Origin of the sequence: Pseudomonas syringae KCTC 12500, from assembly GCF_000507185.2 — a bacterium.
GTDB lineage: Bacteria > Pseudomonadota > Gammaproteobacteria > Pseudomonadales > Pseudomonadaceae > Aquipseudomonas > Aquipseudomonas syringae.
The window spans coordinates 2,766,378-2,781,283 of the sequence record NZ_AYTM02000002.1; the positions used below are offsets into that span (position 1 = coordinate 2,766,378).

Sequence of the window (14,906 nt, forward strand, 5' to 3'; positions counted from 1 at the left end):
ATCACCTGAAAACGGAAGGTGGTGCCCAGAGACGGAATCGAACCGCCGACACGGGGATTTTCAATCCCCTGCTCTACCGACTGAGCTATCTGGGCAACGGGGCGCATTAGACGTGTTTTTCAGGAGGTCGTCAAGCGTGTTTTTTAAAAAATTTGAATTATTACCGACGCTTACGACCTTCACTGCGTGAAACGCTTTATTTTTCGGGGGGAACGTAGCCTTCGGCCTGGGCGTATTCCTCGCCCGAGAGAAACTTGTCCATCTCGGTCTGGAGGAATTTGCGGTCTTCGGCGTTCATCATGTTCAGGCGACGCTCGTTGATCAGCAGGGTCTGGTGTTTCTGCCAGTCGGCCCAGGCTTTCTGCGAGACGTGGTTGAAGATGTCTTCGCCCTTGGCACCCGGATACGGGGCGCGTTCCAGGCCGGGCAGTTCTTCTTTGTATTTGCGGCACATTACGGTGCGGGTCATGACGACTCTCCTGCGTTCAATACGTCGGCTGCGCGTTTGAGCAGCTTTTTCACCGGGGCAGCAAGGCCCAGGCGTGGCGGGGTGGCGAGGTTATACCAGAGCCAGTCGGCCTCGGCCACGTGATCGGCGGACTCGCGGACCTTGACCAGCCAGGGTTCGATGCTCAACTGGAAGTGGCTGAAGGTGTGGATAAGTCCCGGCAGTTCATGGTGCTCGCCCAGTTGCAGCGCGTGTTGCGTGGCCAGGTGCTGAAGGTCATCGAAGTCATCCAGTTCCGGCAGGCTCCACAGGCCGCCCCACAAGCCGCTGGAAGGGCGACGATAAAGCAGGATCGCGCCGTCTTCGTTGGCGAGCATCGGCATGAGCGTGCGTTTCTGCGGCACGGTCTTGCGCGGCTTGGGGATCGGGTAGCGCGTTTCCAGGCCCAGCATGTGCGCCTCACAACTGCGCTCCAGCGGGCAGAGCAGGCAGCTGGGTTTGCTGCGGGTGCAGAGTGTGGCTCCCAGGTCCATCATCGCCTGGGTGTAGTTGTTGACCCGGCTGTGCGGCGTGAAGCGTTCAGCGGTGGCCCACAGCTGTTTGGCCACCTTCGGTTCGCCAGGGTAGCCCTCTTGCGCGGTGAAGCGTGCCAGCACGCGTTTGACGTTGCCATCGAGGATCGGCGCGCGAATGCCCATGCTCAGGCTGGCAATCGCGCCTGCGGTGGACAGGCCGATGCCGGGCAGCAGGATGAGTTTTTCGACATCGCGGGGAAACTCGCCGCCATGATCGGCGACGACGATTTTTGCCGTCTTCTGCAGGTTGCGAGCGCGGGTGTAGTAACCCAGCCCGGTCCATAGGTGCAGCACTTCGTCCTCGGGCGCTTCCGCCAGCGCCTGCACGCTCGGCAGGGCCTCCATGAAGCGGTCGAAATAGCTCAGAACGGTGCTGACCTGGGTCTGCTGCAGCATGATTTCCGATACCCAGACCCGGTACGGCGTGATGTCTTGTTGCCAGGGCAGGTCATGTCGGCCATGACGGTCGTACCAGTCCAGCACGGCGCTGGAGAATTGTTCGGGTTGCATGACCTGGAGGGCTCTCGTCGAGATGTGAGTCGGGATATGAAAGGTTGCGTCAGTGGAGCGCCGCGAGGGCGCTCCTGAGCAGTTCACGTTGCCCTAGCGTTTGAACAGTCCCTTGAGGGCGTCCTTGAACTCGGGGCTGACCTTGTCACCGAGTTTGTCGTTCAGCTTGTCCTCAAGCTTCTCGCTGATCCGGTCGCCCGCCAGTTTCGCAGCGATCTGGCCGACGCCTTCCTTGTCCAGACGGCAGGCCTTGGCGCCCAGTTCCAGCGGGCCACGGCACTGCACCGGCCACTCGATGCCGACAAAGCGCGGGTTGATCTCGCAGGCCGGGTCGGGCATGTCGCTCTTGTCGCCTTCGACGATGATGCCAACGCGGTAGTTCATGCCCAGGACGCGCAGGTCGACATCGCCGTTACCGTTGACGGCCATGCCCGGCGTACGGACCTTGAGGTCCGGGTTGCTGGCGACGCCATTGCGTATCACCAGATTGCCGTTGAGCTGCTGGAAAGGAGTGTCCTTGGCACGCGGTTCGCCGCTGAGTGTCTTGCGGTTGAGGATCGAAATCCCCTTGCACAGCTGCTGCTCCAGGTTGGCATTGACCAGTACGCCGTTATTGAGCGCAAAGCTGGCGGTGCCGTTCAGGCTGTCGATCAGGGCTTTTTCGCTGTTGCCTGTGCCGGTCAGGTTGCTGTCGAGGTTCAGCAGGCCGCGCACCGGAGGTGTCTGGCCCTGGCGTTCCAGAATGCGTTCGACCGGTACTTTGGCAATGCGCGTCTGCACCGTGGCCACAGGCGTGTCCGGACGCGCGTCCAGATTGCCCTTGACCTCGAAGTTGCCGTTGTACAGATCGCCACTCAGCGTATCGACCTTGATAAGGCCACCGTTGGCCTGGGTCTTGAGCGCTGCGTTGTCGATAGGCAGTTTGTTCAGGGTCAATTTGCCGAAGCTCAGATCAGCCTCGACATCCAGCGTGCGCAAGCGCTCCAGCGGCAGCAGCCTGGCAGTGCTCCAGGCGGCCTTGGTGGGTTGTTCGGGCAGCGGCGAGTCGCCTGCAGCAGCGGCGGCCTCACCGGACTGCACCTCGGATTTGCGCGCGGCCTTGGCACCTTTGCTTTCTTCGCTTTCAGCCGGACGGTAGCGGTCGGCGTCGAAGGTATCGCCCTTGAGCTGGACACGCAGCGCCTGTTTGGCGAAGTCGTCCACCGCGATGCGACCCGTGAAGGTGCTGTCGTCGACTTTCAGGTTGAGGTTTTCCAGCGCAAGGCTGGTAGGCGTGCCTGCCAGACGCGTGACCATTTCAACCTTGCTCAGCGCGCCCTCTGACATGGCCGGCAACGGCTGGCCGATGTTCTCGAAGAACGCGCGCAGATCAAGCTGGGCAATGGACAGGCCGCCGCTGATCTGTGGCGTTTTGTCCAGATCGCGGGCACGCAGTTCGCCGAGTGCACGCAACTGGTTGGCCGAGACTTTGAGGCTGTTCCATTCAGCGATGTTGGCGGCCAGGTCGACCAGCAACTGGCCCTGCGCCGAGAAGGTCACGGTCTTGCCTTGCAACGGCTCGCCGGCGACTTCACCGGACAGGCGCATGTCTTCGAATTGATAACGCTTGAGCACGCGATCCATGCGCAATGCGCCGACCAGCTCGGTCTTGGCGCGCACGACGGGCTGGTTGGTGCTCAGGAACGCCGTCAGTTTGATCGGGATATCGGACGCCTCACGAATAGGCCCGGTACTCAGTTGAATGCTCTCGGCCATGAAGGTCCGGCCTTTTCGCGCATCGCTATAATCCACGCGGGCATTGTTGACGGTCAGGCTGTCGATATCCAGGCGAATTGGCTGGGAAGGGCGATCCGCTTTGGGCGCGTCCGGAGCCGGGGCTGGCGTTGTCTCGCCAGGTGCTTCAGTGCTTGCCACGGCAGGCTTGCCGATGTCTTCCCAGTTGCCATGACCGTTTTCATCGCGGTGCAGGGTCAGGTTCAGGCCTTCGACGCGAATGTCGCTCATCTGTACCTGGCGACGAAGCAGTGGCAGGACGCGAACGGACAGGCCAAGCATCTGCACATCGGCGAACGGCTGATCGGGAGCGGTCAGGGTGGCGACATGGGCGTCGTGCAATTCCAGGCCGAGCCAGGGGAACAGGCTCCAGCCGATATCGCCGTTGAGCGTCAGCTCGACGTTGGCCTTGTCGCGTGCCAGCTGGCGAATCTCGTCTTTGTAGTCGTTGGGATCAAACAGGTGGGTCAGGGCAAAGCCGAGAGCCACGATGATCAGCAACAACCCGAGAATAAACAGCCCCAGGATTTTGCCGAACGCTTTCATGGGCGAGTCCTTGTGTCGATGTTCAAAAATAGCCCACGAGTATACCGCTCTGACGAGCCGACCGGGCTGCGGATACCGTTATTGCTGTCTAGCCTCCGGTTCGAGACGCTGGCACCGTGCGCCACTACGTTTGGGAGCCGATGAAAAGTGCGAGTGGTCTTGTCGCGATATATCTTCCGAATCTTCGCAAGCCGGCCGAACACCACGCAGGTTCCGGTCCAACTAAGCTCAAGACAGGTTTTCGTGAGTGCTTAATTGGTTGTATCTATGGCTCGATAGAGCACGTGGATTAACTTGCGAAAATAGACAATAAAAAGCATATGACGAGATGCTTATTTGCCATCAGAGAGTGATAGTCTCCGTTTTTGCTGGGTCGGGTGCGTCTTTTTGTCACGTATCTGAATAACCTGCCGATAAAACAGACATGGCCGCTCGGCACTGAGTCTGTGGCGGACCAGCGGACCATCTGCGAGCTTCACACATTGGGGTAATTATAATGAGCACAAGCACAGCCTTGGGCGGCGAAGCCGTTCAGCCTGCGTTCTTGTCCAAAGAGCGCATTATCGCCAAGCCAGGTTTCAACCGTTGGCTTGTTCCACCTGCAGCATTGGCCATCCATCTTTGTATCGGTATGGCTTACGGCTTCTCGGTATTCTGGTTGCCGCTGTCGAAGGCTATCGGTGTTACGGCACCTGTCGCTTGCACACCGGACATGGGTTTTTTCGCGCAGATGTTCGCGTCGACCTGTGACTGGCAGATCTCCATGCTGGGCTGGATCTACACACTGTTTTTCATCTTCCTGGGTTGCTCGGCTGCCATTTGGGGTGGCTGGCTGGAGCACGCAGGTCCACGCAAGGCGGGTGTGGTTTCGGCCCTCTGCTGGTGTGGTGGCTTGCTGATTTCCGCACTGGGCATTTATACGCACCAGATCTGGCTTATGTGGCTGGGCTCGGGCGTAATCGGCGGTATTGGTCTGGGGTTGGGCTATATCTCTCCGGTATCGACCCTGATCAAGTGGTTCCCGGACAAGCGCGGCATGGCGACCGGCATGGCGATCATGGGCTTTGGCGGCGGCGCGATGGTGGGTGCACCGCTGGCTACGGCTCTGATGGGGCACTTCGCTTCGGCTGAAAGCGTTGGCGTATGGCAGAGCTTCGTGGTGATGGCGGTGATCTACTTCATCTTCATGATCGGCGGTGCACTGGGCTACCGTGTTCCGCCAACCGGCTGGAAACCTGAAGGCTGGACCGCTCCGGCTGCCAAGGCCAAGAACTCGATGATCACCAACCGTCACGTGCACGTCAGCGTGGCCTGGAAAACACCGCAGTTCCGTCTGGTCTGGCTGGTGCTGTGCCTGAACGTATCGGCCGGTATCGGTATCCTGGGCATGGCTTCGCCGCTGCTGCAGGAAGTCTTCGCCGGCAAACTGCTGGGCCTCGACCTGACCTTCAGCCAGCTCAATGCCGACCAGCTGAAAGCCATTGCTGCGATTGCAGCCGGCTTCACGGGTCTGTTGAGTCTGTTCAACATCGGCGGTCGTTTCTTCTGGGCTTCGTGCTCGGACTTCATCGGTCGCAAGGCAACTTACTTCGTATTCTTCGCACTGGGCTTCCTGCTTTATGCGTCGGTTCCGACCCTGAGCCATATGGGTAGCATCGCGCTGTTCGTGGCCGCGTTCTGTATCGTGCTGTCGATGTACGGTGGCGGTTTTGCGACGGTTCCGGCTTATCTGGCTGACCTGTTCGGTACGCAGATGGTCGGCGCGATCCACGGTCGTCTGCTGACTGCCTGGGCTGCGGCCGGTGTGTTGGGTCCGGTACTGGTCAACTACCTGCGTGAGTACCAACTCGCACACGGTGTTGCACGTGCCGACGCCTACGACATCACCCTGTACATCCTGTCGGGTCTGCTGGTGCTGGGCTTTATCTGCAACCTGCTGATTCGTCCGGTTGCCGACAAGTACTTCATGACCGACGCCGAACTGGCGGCTGAACAAGCCATCGGTCACGACAAGGGTGCCAACGCCACGACTTCGCTGGAGTGGAAAGCATCCGCAGGCAGCAAGCCATTGGTCATCGCCGCCTGGCTGGCCGTAGGCATCCCGCTGGCATGGGGCGTCTGGATTACCCTGCAAAAAACCGCAGTGCTGTTCCACTAAAAGCCTGCCGGTAACAGAAAAGCGCTTGCACCTCGGTGCAGGCGCTTTTTTTTGCCTGGGTTTTGGTGCGCTGCGCTTTGATCATCGCGTCCGGATTTTATTCGTCGCGATAGCGATATTCAGTTGACCCTATGTATTCGATGCACTGCCCGTTCCGGTGCATACGCTGCTACATTAGTCAGCCCTGATTTTATTGCCCGAAGGAGTTGTTTGCATGCTAGCCCACGTGGAGTCATACGCCGGTGATCCGATCCTTTCGCTGATGGAGACCTTTGGCAAGGACTCGCGTGCGGACAAGGTCAATCTGAGCATCGGCCTGTATTACGACGCACAGGGCCGCATCCCGCAGTTGGCATGCGTAGCAACGGCGCAACAGCAACTGGCCGAAGGCGAACAGGCAGCGTCTGTGTACTTGCCGATGGAAGGCCTGGCAGCGTATAGGCAGGCGGTGCAAACCCTGTTGTTCGGTGCCGATCACCCGCTGGTTCAGGCAGGCCGCGTCGCCACCATTCAAACCGTGGGTGGCTCGGGCGCGCTGAAGATAGGTGCCGATTTCCTCAAGTATGCGTTTCCGGACTCACAGGTCTGGGTCAGTGATCCGACCTGGGAAAACCACAACGCGCTATTCGGCGGGGCGGGCTTCAAGGTCAACGCGTACCCGTACTTCGATGCCCAGACCGGCGGCGTCAGGTTCGAGGCCATGCTCGACACGGTACAGGGGCTGCCTGCGCAGAGCATTCTCCTGCTGCACCCGTGCTGCCATAACCCGACCGGTGCCGATCTGACGGTGGCGCAATGGGACCGCCTGATCGACGTGATCAAGGATCGTCAGCTCATCGCCTTCCTGGATATCGCCTATCAGGGCTTCGGCAAAGGCATCGACGAAGACGTCTATGCAATCCGGGCGATGGCCAACGCAGGTATCACAACGCTGGTCAGCAACTCATTCTCGAAAATCTTCTCGCTGTATGGCGAGCGGGTAGGCGGGCTGTCGGTGGTCTGTGAAGACGCGGCGTCCGCGGCCAACGTGTTCGGCCAGCTCAAGGCGACCGTGCGCCGCAACTACTCCAGCCCGCCTGCGCATGGTGCCTTCCTGGTGTCGAAAGTGCTCAACACGCCGCACTTGCGCGAGCAGTGGCTGGGTGAAGTCGAGGCCATGCGCCTGCGTATCATCGACATGCGCACGCGGCTGGTCGAGGTGCTGGCGCAGAAGGTCTCCGGCCACGATTTCAGCTTTATCCTCAGACAGAACGGGATGTTCAGCTACACCGGTCTGACCCCGCAGCAGGTCGACGAACTGAAAGATGTTCACGGCATTTACATGCTGCGCAGTGGCCGAGTGTGTATGGCAGGTTTGAATGAAGGGAATATCGACAAGGTATGTGACGCAATCGCGAGCCTCTTCGCCCGTTAAATACCCTGCTGGTCGTCTGTTTGCTTCATGGCGGGCGCTTCTGGGCCTATAATGCTCGCCTTTTTTTCGCCCAATGATTTTGCGGAGCTGGTGATGGCCGAACGTAAGGCGTACGTCGAGCGCAATACTCTGGAAACCCAGATCAAAGCCTCGATCAACCTGGATGGTACCGGAAAGGCCCGATTCGATATCGGCGTGCCTTTCCTTGAGCACATGCTCGACCAGATCACCCGGCACGGGCTGATCGATCTGGACATCGAATGCAAGGGCGACCTGGCAATCGACGATCACCACACGGTGGAAGACGTCGGTATCACCGTGGGCCAGGCGTTCAGCCAGGCGATCGGCGACAAGAAGGGCATTCGTCGTTACGGCCACGCCTACGTGCCGCTCGACGAAGCGCTGTCGCGCGTGGTCATCGACTTCTCCGGGCGTCCGGGCCTGCAGATGCATGTGCCGTATACCCGCGCCACTGTAGGCGGCTTCGATGTGGACCTGTTTCAGGAGTTCTTCCAGGGCTTCGTCAACCACGCGAACGTGACGCTGCACATCGATAACCTGCGTGGCACCAACACTCACCACCAGATCGAGACCGTTTTCAAGGCTTTCGGTCGTGCGCTGCGCATGGCGGTCGAGCTGGATGAGCGTATGGCCGGGCAGATGCCATCCACCAAGGGTGTGCTCTGATGCAGACAGTTGCGGTCATCGATTACGGCATGGGCAACCTGCACTCTGTCGCCAAGGCGCTGGAGCATGTGGGCGCAGGCCGTGTGCTGATTACCAGTGACGCCAAGGTGATTCGCGAGGCCGACCGCATCGTTTTTCCGGGTGTGGGCGCGATTCGCGACTGCATGGCTGAGATTCGCCGTCTGGGCTTTGATTCGCTGGTCAGGGAAGTGAGCCAGGATCGCCCGTTTCTGGGGATCTGCGTCGGCATGCAGGCGTTGCTCGACAGCAGCGAAGAGAACGGCGGCGTGGACTGCATCGGCATGTTTCCCGGCCAGGTAAAGTTCTTCGGCAAGGACCTGCATGAGGAAGGCGAGCACCTGAAAGTGCCGCACATGGGCTGGAACCAGGTCGCTCAGGCGGTGGATCACCCGCTGTGGCATGACATTCCGGACCAGGCGCGTTTCTACTTCGTGCACAGTTTCTATATCGATGCTGCCAATCAGCGTCAGGTGGTCGGGCGTGGCCATTACGGCCTCGATTTCGCCGCCGCGCTGGCCGACGGTTCGCGTTTTGCCGTGCAATTTCACCCTGAAAAGAGCCACACCCACGGCCTGCAGTTGCTGCAGAACTTCGCCGCCTGGGATGGTCGCTGGTAAGCACATGAGCAAAGCCAAGGGCAAGCCGCCGATCCTGACCCTCTCGCCCGAGCATGAGCAACAGGCGATCGACAAGCTCAAGCGCCTGTTCGCAGAGCGCTTCGAGCTGGATCTGGGCTCGTTCGAAGTGGCTGAAGTCCTCGAGCTGTTCACGCGCGAGATTGCCCCGCATTACTACAATCGCGCCATTTTCGATGTTCAGCAGCAGCTCAAGGAGCGCTTCGAGAGCATCGAAAGTGACTTGTGGGCACTCGAAAAGAATTAGATAAAGCAGCTTCAAGCGTTGAGCTTCAAGCCGCAAGAATCAGTGAGTACGCATACTTGCAGCTAACCGCTTGCAGCTTGCCGCTCTTTCAGACCAAGGAATAAGCATGCTGATTATCCCCGCTATCGATCTCAAGGACGGTGCTTGCGTCCGTCTGCGTCAGGGCCGGATGGAAGATTCCACGGTGTTCTCCGATGATCCGGTGGCCATGGCCGCCAAGTGGGTCGAGGGTGGTTGCCGTCGTCTGCATCTGGTCGATCTGAACGGTGCGTTCGAAGGTCAGCCGGTCAACGGTGATGTGGTCACGGCCATCGCCCGACGCTACCCGAACCTGCCGATCCAGATCGGCGGCGGCATCCGTTCGCTGGAAACCATCGAGCATTACGTCAAGGCGGGCGTGAGCTACGTCATCATCGGCACCAAGGCCGTCAAGGAGCCCGAGTTCGTGGCCGAAGCCTGCCGTGCGTTCCCCGGCAAGGTGATTGTCGGTCTGGATGCCAAGGACGGTTTTGTCGCCACCGACGGCTGGGCTGAAGTCAGCTCGGTGCAGGTCATTGATCTGGCCAAGCGTTTCGAGGCCGATGGCGTGTCGGCCATTGTCTACACCGACATCGCCAAAGACGGCATGATGCAGGGCTGCAACATCCCGTTCACCGCGGCATTGGCGGCTGCCGCGCGGATCCCGGTGATCGCTTCGGGTGGCATCCATAACCTGGGCGACATCCAGGCGCTGCTGAATGCGAAGGCTCCGGGCATCATCGGCGCAATCACCGGCCGTGCGATTTACGAAGGCACACTGGATGTGGCCGAAGCTCAGGCGCTTTGCGACCGCGAACAACGCTGAATAGCTGGAGATTGACCCTGTGGCCCTAGCCAAACGCATTATCCCTTGCCTGGACGTCGACAACGGTCGAGTGGTAAAGGGCGTCAAGTTCGAAAACATCCGCGACGCAGGCGATCCGGTGGAAATCGCTCGTCGTTACGATGAGCAGGGTGCCGACGAAATTACATTCCTCGACATCACCGCCAGTGTCGATGGCCGTGACACCACGCTGCATACCGTCGAGCGCATGGCCAGTCAGGTGTTCATCCCGCTGACCGTTGGCGGCGGCGTGCGTACCGTGCAGGACATCCGCAACCTGCTCAATGCCGGTGCCGACAAAGTCTCGATCAACACGGCCGCGGTGTTCAACCCCGAGTTCGTCGGTGAAGCCGCCGCGCGCTTTGGGTCGCAGTGCATCGTGGTCGCCATCGACGCCAAGAAGGTCTCCGGTCCGGGCGAAACCCCGCGCTGGGAAATCTTCACCCACGGCGGGCGTAAACCCACCGGGCTGGACGCGGTGGTCTGGGCGAAAAAGATGGAAGACCTGGGCGCTGGCGAGATCCTGCTGACCAGCATGGACCAGGACGGCATGAAGAACGGCTTCGACCTGGGCGTCACGCGCGCCATCAGCGATGCGCTGGGTATTCCGGTGATTGCTTCGGGTGGCGTCGGTAACCTCGAGCACCTGGCTGCCGGCGTCATCGAGGGCCACGCCAGCGCTGTGCTGGCGGCGAGTATTTTCCACTTTGGCGAATACACGGTCCCCGAGGCCAAGGCTTACATGGCCAGCCGTGGGATTGTCGTGCGCTAAGTCACTGCGCATAAAGGCGGGCGCCGCTTGTTTCAGGCCAAGGGTTTGAAACAGCCGGCGCTCGCTTTGTTTCAGCCCTGTGGCATTTGACTATTGCCTGTAAGCGACATCGCCGGACAGCGTGCTAGACAGTGCGCCGGGTTCACGGCACTCTGCATGCGTCGTTCACGATCGAGTGCCGGAACATGTTCAAACGCCTATTGCTTGCACTGATCGGGGTCGGTGTCTTGTCGAGTGAGGGTGTCCGGGCCAGCGAGGCGACGCCTTATTCCATGGTGTTGCTGACCGAGAACTTCCCGCCGTTCAACATGGCGGTCGACGGCAAGAATTTCGCCCAGGAAAACAACATCGACGGTATCGCCGCCGAGGTGGTGCGCGAGATGTTCAAGCGCGCGAATATCGGCTACAGCATGACGCTGCGCTTTCCGTGGGACCGGGTCTACAAACTGGCCCTGGAAAAGCCCGGTTACGGCGTGTTTTCCACGACCCGCCTGCCCGAACGTGAAAACCTCTTCAAATGGGTCGGCCCGATAGGTTCCTACGACTGGATCATGTTGGCGCGCGGCGACAGCCCGATCACCTTGACGTCGCTGGGACAGGCCAGGGATTACCGGATCGGCGCCTACAAGGGCGATGCCATTGGCGAGCGTCTGAAAGCCATGGGCTTGAACCCGATTCTGATGTTGCGTGACCGCGATAACGTGAAAAAACTCGCCAACGGCCAGATCGACCTGTGGGCAGTAGGCGATCCAGTGGGCCGCTATCTGGCGAAACTGGAAGGCGTAACGGGCCTCAAGACGGCGCTGCGGTTCAACAGCGCCGAACTTTACCTGGCAGTCAACAAGAGCACGCCTGACGAGATCGTCAGACGCCTGCAAAAAGCCCTCGATCAGATGCGCGCCGAAGGCTGGGTCGATGCCGCCAAGGCGCACTATCAGTAGCCGCTCAACCTGCTGTGGGCGACGGGATGATGTCTTCGCGCAAGGCGGATGGCTGGCCGTTGATGTCGTGGGCGTAGGTGCAGATCTTCAACGGCAACGACTGCGCGCGTAATACCAGATTGCGAAACTGCGGCTTGAAACCGTCAGGTGCGGAGCAGTCGGTGGTGTCCGGTTTGCCCATTTTGACCGTGTAGTAGTCGATCAGCCGGTGCTCGTGCGACCAGACGACCGATGTCGCGCCAGATCGGTTTTTGCCGATCTCCATTTGCGGTGCCGGAGTGGGGCCTGCCGGTTGCAGCTCTATGCCAAGCGTCAGTGCATTGCGCATCAGACCGATGCTGGAGCGTTGTTCGGCCGAAGACACACCGACCATGCACAGCCAGTTGACGCCGATCTGTTTGTCCACAGGGTCATCGATGGCCGCGTCCTGCGAGCTGATGGTATGGCTGTAACCCACCGGATCTTCGCACTGCATGGCCGAATCGACCTTCTTGTAGCGATACAAGGGCGTGTCGACCATGAAGCGCAAGTCCCAGGATGGATAGACATTCCTGCCCTCGGCATCCAGTTGTACTCTGGCATGCTGTGCGGGCTGCCGGCCCAGCGTTTCGAAATCGACCGAGAAGACTGGAAACAGATCGCAGACTGCCGGGTCCGTACTCAGCGTGCCGCTGACAAAACACTTCTTCAACAGCGTGACCGGGTTGCCATAGTTGCTGTCGGCGACCATGGGCGGAAAGCCGGGTATTTCATCACTGAGGTCTTCGGTCGGGTTATCCGACGAAGCCTGGTTGGTGAGGTTCATGACCGCATAGAGCTCGCCGTTGTCACGGGTCAGCAGCGGACTGCCGGACGCGCCCGTACCGACATCTCGGCACTGATTGCGTACGGTGTGACGCCAGACCCAAGGCTGCTCCATGATCACCTCCGACGTCTGGTGAACACAGGCCGCCATGCGCAGATGCCCGGTATCCTTGTCGAGCGGTGCGCCCACCCACAAAATGTCGCGACCCTGTTCGGGCATCTCCCTGGCGAGCCTGATCGGCTGAATACCGTCGTTGACGAGCGTTTCAAGCGTGGGCTGCAGCTCGACGATCGCCAGGTCTACGCCCTGCATGCTGCTCCAGCTGACGCGCCTCAATGGATAGCTGCGCGCTTTGCTGTCGGTAAAGAAATTGAACTGCACGCTGCCTTCGACTTCTCCATCGGTGATGATCACGCCATTCTGACGATTGATACAGTGGCCGCTGGTGAGTACATAGGCGGGCGCGTCAGACGGGCTGTCGACGCTTCGGCTATCGATCAGCGTCGCCGTACAGTTTGACCCTGACCTGCTGTCGATACGGCCGATGCCGTTCCAGTGGTCGCGTGAGCCGTCAGCGTTGAGCAGGGCTGTCGAAGGTGCGAGAGCCATCAGCCCTTCGCCCAGGTCTTCAGGTGTGGCGTGGATGGAAAAAGGCAGCAGTGCGGCGATGCAGCACGCACCCGTCATCATGGTCGGTTTCATCATCAATCCCTGATAAATGTGTCTGGGCCCCCGTCATTGGGGGCACCTTCCTTTAAGCTGGAATTGACACGTCTATCAAGGCAGAAACGGTGGTGGACACAAAAAGTAGATTTGTCGGACTTAGCGTATGGAAAGTGCTGATACAGACTTGGGGGGGATTAGCCCTAAACCCTTGTGTCTGGCCGTTGATCTGTCGCTGTGTGAGATGGTCAGGCTAAACTCACATCAGTTCTGATGTCAGTCAGGAATGGAGTAATCAAGCCGCCTGCCGTATACACGTTTATCGCGACATACCTTGGTTCTGGCTGTTTCCTGCAGATAAAAAAAGCCCCGCCGAAGCGGGGCTTTCTCCCTTCAGCCTTTACAGGCCGTCGAATGCGTCGCAAATCCATTCCCAGGTCCTGTAGGCACTGAAAATATTCATCGCTAGGCGCAGCAGGCGTTTTATAGGTCGCATACTGTTGTCCTCGTGAAAGGACTGCCTCTCTTGGCGTCTCCCAGCCGAACTTCCAAGTCGGTCTCACGCGAATGATCCCTTGAGGCTGGTCCAGCTTAGGGCCTTTCGATAAAGCCGAGACGGGTTCCTAGGCCCGCGTCGAAAGGTCCTGCAACAGACGTCACCGGCTGTTGAGCCGGCTCGCATCTTATCAGCCTTTTGAGAGCCTTTTAGTATCCGCTTTTTTACCATTGTCAAAAAAATAGCCTGATCCTGAAAATTTTCCATGAGGCGATTTTTCGTGTTCCGTTTCGGTATCTTCGAGGCCCTCAACAGGTTTTTCCAAGGGGCTTAATGGGCCCTGATTTGTGGTGCCATTCGCACAAAGGGTGTACTATCAGCCTCACACGCGAATGATCCCTTGGGATTGCGGAAATGGTTCCTAAGCCATTTCCATCAAAAAAGCCGCTTCCTAGAGCGGCTTTTTTGTGACCTTTTTTTGGGAATGCTTCCCCAATCAACTGCAATCAGGTGAGCTGGCAGTACGAGTAGAGAGCAACCTTGAGCTCTGGCTGATAGCGACACGCCGGATCAGCGATATACCCCATTCTTGCCATGCGCCGCACTCGCCTGATTGCCGCGTTCGCTGATCATGCTGCGCAGGTCGATCCATTCGACGCCTTGCGCTTTGAGGTTGGGCAGTTCGCGTTCCAGGACGTCCAGCGTGACAGGGTAGGGGTGGCCGATAACCACGGCCGAGCCATATTTGCGGGCGATTTTTATCGCGGTCTGCAATTGGCGGGTGATGGCTTCTGCAGTGCGTTCGTCGTCCAGGAACACGTCACGCGAGACGCTGGCCAGCCCGATACGCTGCGCCTCGGCGGCTGCCACGGTTTTCGCACTGGTGCGGCTGTCGACGAAAAACAGGTGACGGCGCTGTAGCTCGGCCATCAGCCAGGTCATGGCGACCGGCTCGGCGGTCATCCGGCTGCCCATGTGGTTGTTGATACCGGCTGCATACGGCACTTTCAGCAGGGCAGCATTGAGACGGCTTTCCAGCTCGGGCAGTGGCAGTTCGGGGTGCCAGGCGTAAGGACCGGTCGCTGGGTCCATGGGCATGTGCAGCATGACCGTTTTGCCTGCGCGATGAGCTTGGCGGGCAAACTCGGTGGCATGCGGGGTGTCGGGCATGATCGCCAGGGTGACCGGGCCGGGAAGCGCCAGTGTGCGGCTGTCGCGATCCTGGTTCTGGCCCAGGTCGTCGATGATCAGGCTCAGGTAAGCCTTGGGCGGTTTGCCGCTGTTCTCGGCTGGCGCTGCATGAGCAACGCCAGTGATCGAGAGGGTCAGCAGTAGCAGAGCCAGAAAGCGCAT

Annotated in this window: 13 protein-coding genes and 1 tRNA gene; 8 read left to right on the plus strand and 6 right to left on the minus strand. The window is 59.5% G+C overall.

Annotated features, from left to right (window positions below; translation table 11 throughout):
• Window positions 1-19: 19 nt before the first annotated feature.
• The 4 genes from V476_RS12660 to V476_RS12675 form a co-directional block, all read right to left on the minus strand.
• Window positions 20-95: transfer RNA gene (locus V476_RS12660), tRNA-Phe, on the minus strand.
• A gap of 101 nt (window positions 96-196) precedes the next feature.
• Window positions 197-469, minus strand: a complete 273-nt coding sequence (locus V476_RS12665; RefSeq protein WP_002555777.1) for an oxidative damage protection protein — start codon at window positions 467-469, stop codon at window positions 197-199.
• Entirely contained in the window at window positions 466-1,533 is a 1,068-nt protein-coding gene (gene mutY / locus V476_RS12670; protein WP_004415441.1) for an A/G-specific adenine glycosylase, read from the minus strand. Before mutY ends, V476_RS12665 begins: the two co-directional genes overlap by 4 nt.
• A gap of 93 nt (window positions 1,534-1,626) precedes the next feature.
• The gene (locus tag V476_RS12675; RefSeq protein ID WP_024959105.1) at window positions 1,627-3,852 is read right to left on the minus strand and encodes an AsmA family protein; all 2,226 of its coding nucleotides are present in this window, start codon (window positions 3,850-3,852) and stop codon (window positions 1,627-1,629) included.
• 496 nt (window positions 3,853-4,348) lie between these two features.
• Here V476_RS12675 and V476_RS12680 point away from each other — a divergent pair, with 496 nt between their 5' ends.
• From V476_RS12680 to V476_RS12715, 8 genes are all read left to right on the plus strand, one after another.
• On the plus strand, window positions 4,349-6,010 hold the full coding sequence (locus V476_RS12680) for an OFA family MFS transporter (RefSeq protein ID WP_003427314.1): 1,662 nt from the start codon (window positions 4,349-4,351) through the stop codon (window positions 6,008-6,010).
• 214 nt (window positions 6,011-6,224) lie between these two features.
• Entirely contained in the window at window positions 6,225-7,424 is a 1,200-nt protein-coding gene (locus V476_RS12685; protein WP_004415446.1) for an amino acid aminotransferase, read from the plus strand.
• Window positions 7,425-7,517: 93 nt separating this feature from the next.
• Window positions 7,518-8,111 carry an imidazoleglycerol-phosphate dehydratase HisB gene (hisB, locus tag V476_RS12690; protein ID WP_024959106.1) on the plus strand — a complete coding sequence of 198 codons (594 nt, stop codon included), beginning with the start codon at window positions 7,518-7,520 and terminating at the stop codon, window positions 8,109-8,111.
• The gene (gene hisH / locus V476_RS12695; protein WP_003434704.1) at window positions 8,111-8,749 is read left to right on the plus strand and encodes an imidazole glycerol phosphate synthase subunit HisH; all 639 of its coding nucleotides are present in this window, start codon (window positions 8,111-8,113) and stop codon (window positions 8,747-8,749) included. The genes hisB and hisH overlap by 1 nt, the downstream gene beginning before the upstream one ends.
• Window positions 8,750-8,753: 4 nt before the next feature.
• Entirely contained in the window at window positions 8,754-9,014 is a 261-nt protein-coding gene (locus tag V476_RS12700) for a DUF2164 domain-containing protein (protein WP_003342219.1), read from the plus strand.
• A gap of 106 nt (window positions 9,015-9,120) precedes the next feature.
• Window positions 9,121-9,858, plus strand: coding sequence for a 1-(5-phosphoribosyl)-5-[(5-phosphoribosylamino)methylideneamino]imidazole-4-carboxamide isomerase (hisA, locus tag V476_RS12705; protein ID WP_024959107.1), 738 nt, complete (start codon window positions 9,121-9,123; stop codon window positions 9,856-9,858).
• A 19-nt stretch (window positions 9,859-9,877) separates the two neighbouring features.
• Entirely contained in the window at window positions 9,878-10,648 is a 771-nt protein-coding gene (gene hisF, locus V476_RS12710; protein ID WP_010406513.1) for an imidazole glycerol phosphate synthase subunit HisF, read from the plus strand.
• Between the two features lie 185 nt (window positions 10,649-10,833).
• A complete protein-coding gene (locus V476_RS12715; RefSeq protein WP_024959108.1) occupies window positions 10,834-11,589 on the plus strand; it encodes a substrate-binding periplasmic protein in 756 nt (251 codons plus the stop codon).
• 4 nt (window positions 11,590-11,593) lie between these two features.
• On the opposite strand, the gene V476_RS12720 is transcribed toward V476_RS12715, so the two are convergent.
• Window positions 11,594-13,096, minus strand: a complete 1,503-nt coding sequence (locus V476_RS12720) for a trypsin-like serine peptidase (protein ID WP_024959109.1) — start codon at window positions 13,094-13,096, stop codon at window positions 11,594-11,596.
• Between the two features lie 1,027 nt (window positions 13,097-14,123).
• Complete coding sequence (locus V476_RS12725; protein ID WP_024683576.1) at window positions 14,124-14,906, minus strand: divergent polysaccharide deacetylase family protein; 783 nt, start codon at window positions 14,904-14,906, stop codon at window positions 14,124-14,126.